This is a genomic window from Aurantimonas sp. C2-5-R2 (assembly GCF_036549495.1).
Taxonomy (GTDB): domain Bacteria; phylum Pseudomonadota; class Alphaproteobacteria; order Rhizobiales; family Rhizobiaceae; genus Aurantimonas; species Aurantimonas coralicida_A.
In genome coordinates this window covers 1-2,398 of sequence record NZ_JAZHLJ010000188.1, presented here as the reverse complement: position 1 = coordinate 2,398, position 2,398 = coordinate 1, and the positions used below count along the sequence as shown (strand labels likewise).

The 2,398-nt window shown below is 62.5% G+C and carries 1 protein-coding gene and 3 pseudogenes; all 4 read right to left on the bottom strand.

All coding sequences use genetic code 11. The features are described 5' to 3' along the window. Positions 1-73: 73 nt before the first annotated feature. Positions 74-412, bottom strand: a pseudogene (locus tag VQ044_RS24740) (ornithine cyclodeaminase family protein); the annotation flags it as partial. A 24-nt stretch (positions 413-436) separates the two neighbouring features. Next, a protein-coding gene (locus VQ044_RS24735) for an IS630 family transposase (RefSeq protein ID WP_327650295.1) occupies positions 437-1,394 on the bottom strand; the annotation gives its coding sequence in 2 pieces (ribosomal slippage) (positions 437-1,051 and positions 1,053-1,394; 957 coding nt in all). 55 nt (positions 1,395-1,449) lie between these two features. Continuing rightward, positions 1,450-1,842, bottom strand: a pseudogene (locus tag VQ044_RS24730) (ornithine cyclodeaminase family protein); the annotation flags it as partial. Between the two features lie 118 nt (positions 1,843-1,960). Continuing rightward, positions 1,961-2,398, bottom strand: a pseudogene (locus tag VQ044_RS24725) (pyridoxal-phosphate dependent enzyme); the annotation flags it as partial.

Genomic DNA, 2,398 nt, shown 5'->3' with positions numbered 1-2,398 from the left:
TCTGGGGCATTACCATGTCGATACGTTACCTGCGCCCTCAAGGGTAAATTCCCGGGTGGTCGATGTCTCATCGTCATTGGCACGGAGGGAGCGCCGGATCGATCTCCTGCTTGCCTTTGGTGTCGGTGCCCCTGCAGGCCAAATGCGTCCCGGGCCTCACCCAGTCCTTCATAATCAGCGGCTCATATGCTGAGGTGATCGTGATGATGACGTCGGCCTCGGCGCCCAGTCCATCCCGCTCCACCACTTGGAATAGCAGGCCGACCCCCTCCGCTACCTTGGCAAGGCCGGGCAGCATGTCCGGATGGAAGTTCCATGCGACGACCTTATCGAAATCGCGCTGCTCCGCCGCCGCTCTCAACTGGAAACCGGCTTGGTGCCAAGCGCCGACCATGCCGAGAACCTTCGCATCCTCGCGGGCTAGAGCATCGGGCGATTATTCTGCAACATATCCTGCGGCCTTGAGGTAGTTCCAGCATTCGCCGGGCTCGAACAGGCCGCAGATGTCGCCCAGAGCGTGCCAGAGATCGTCCGAGGTTCGGGCATTGGCCTTGCGTAGCAAGGTCTTCAGCTTTGAGAAGGCCATTTCTATCGGATTGAGGTCGAGCGAGTATTTCGGAAGGAAAAGGCGCCAGGCGCCTTTCTCGGCAATGGTCTGCGCAGCTCTCGGGCTTTTGTGAACGTTGAGATTGTCCAGGATCACCACGTCGCCGGGGGCCAGGCATGGCGCCAATTGCGTGCGTACGTAGACGTCGAACGCCGCGCCATCCATGGCGCCCTCGATAACCCACGGTGCGACAAGCTCATGGCAGCGCAGGCCCGCTACGAACGTCTGGGTTCGCCACTTGCCAAACGGCGCGTCGGCCCGCAGGCGATCGCCACGCAGGCTGCGTCCGCGCAGCGGCGTCATGTTGGTCTTCACACTGGTTTCGTCGATGAAGACCAGCCGCGCCGGCTGCCGGCGCATGAAGAACTGACGGCGGTCTCGCCATTCACGACGAGCCGCCTTGACGTCGGAGCGTTCTTGCTCCGAGGCCAGCAGCGTTTTTTTTATACGTGAACCCTTCCCGGCACAGGAACTTGGACAGGTTCGACGGATCGACCATGATGCCGTGCTGCGCCTCGAGCCAAGCGGCAAGGTCCGGCATCGTTATGTCTGGCTTTGCCCTGACCTTATCGATGATGGCGCACTGGTACGGCCCCAGTTTACCCGATCCTTTAGGGCGGCCCTGCCTGGCTGGCGCCACTGAACCAGTCGCCGCATAGCGCGCCTGCACACGCACAGCCGTGGACGGTGCAACTTCAAACCGCGCTGCCATCGACCGACGCGAACCACCCGCCTCAACGCCCCGGACGATCCGAAGCCGCAAATCCGCTGAAACCGATCTTCCCATGGTGCACCTCCTGCACCAGAGAATCAGCCTTCAACGCAAAAGGGAATGCTCGATTCAATCTTCCCGCCCGATGCTCTAGATGCGCGATCGAGATGGCGCTGGCGGCTGCGGTACGCATCGCAGTTAGATAGTTGCCGCCGACCAGCGCCTGCGCCTGGAGCCGTCCGGTGTCCGGATCGAACAGAAACACCGTGGACTGATGGTTTGACAACCCCTTTGCCATATTTCCCGGCCAGTAGCGGCCGGACTTCAGCCCGAGCGACAGGCTCACCCGGTCAAAACCGGACTTGAACCCGTAGAGCGCGTCCGCATGACCGATCGCTTCGCGGATGACGGGGAAGTTGTAGGCCTTTCCCTCCGCCATCGCCGCAAAGACGCGCTCAACCGCTTGAAAGGCGTCAGCCCGCCCTAGGACTTCCTTGCAGGCCTCTTCCGTGACGATCAGCATCGCGCCGCCTCCCGCAGAAGGCGATGTGGCGGACGGAAACGCTGCCGTCGGAGTGCCGTCCGCGCAGCCTTGTCCCCTGCCCAGGCGGTACCCGGACCGTGTGGGTAGACGGCTGGGCCGCATTTTTCGGCTCGGTTGCGTAGATCCGGGTGCCCGGCGAGACGCTGGACATGGTTAGGCAGGTGCCCGAAATTATGCCGCCGCCGCCGATCGGGGCGACGATCGCGTCGAGTGGCCCAATATCCTCGTGGAGTTCCAACGAGCAGGTGCCCTGGCCCGCGATCACCCGATGATCGTTATAAGGATGGACGAAGTCCGCTCCTGTCCTCGCCACCGCCTCTTCCAGCATCGCTTCGCGGGCGACCGTCGAGGGCTCGCATTCCAGAACCTCTCCGCCATAACCGCGCACCGCCGCCTTTTTCGCCTCGGGCGCCGTACGGGGCATGACTACCGTCGCCTTGATCCCGGGGGATGTCCCGAAGTTTGTTGAACTTCGTTGAGCGGCGATGCCGGGTTGAACGTTACGCGGCCCTCGATGCAGGGGCAATGAACTTTT